Below are 272 nucleotides of genomic sequence, written 5' to 3'. Positions count from 1 at the left end.
AATCGATGATTTTCGGTCCCGATGCCTCCCTGTCCAATTCCTCTATATTCGTAGCTAAATTATAAAAGGTTTCCGCCCTAAAGAAAAAATGATCCTTAGGTTTGTACACACCCTTTTTCAAACGGAGGTATTCGTCCAAATTGGAGTGTGAATCATAATTGGAAAAATTGAAATTCAACGTTCCGCCTTCCGGATTGAAGCCATACGCAATCGCAATGCCTTCAAGCAAGGTGGACTTCCCCATTCCATTTTCCCCGATAACATAGGTAACA

Annotated in this window: 1 pseudogene; it reads right to left on the bottom strand. The window is 41.5% G+C overall.

Annotated features, from left to right (window positions below):
- Positions 1–272 (bottom strand): annotated as a pseudogene (locus SB773_RS31760) (AAA family ATPase); the annotation flags it as partial.

The sequence above is a fragment of the Bacillus sp. SIMBA_074 genome, assembly GCF_046534555.1.
Lineage (GTDB): Bacteria > Bacillota > Bacilli > Bacillales > Bacillaceae_G > Bacillus_A > Bacillus_A mycoides.
This window is presented reverse-complemented; position numbering and strand designations above follow the sequence as displayed.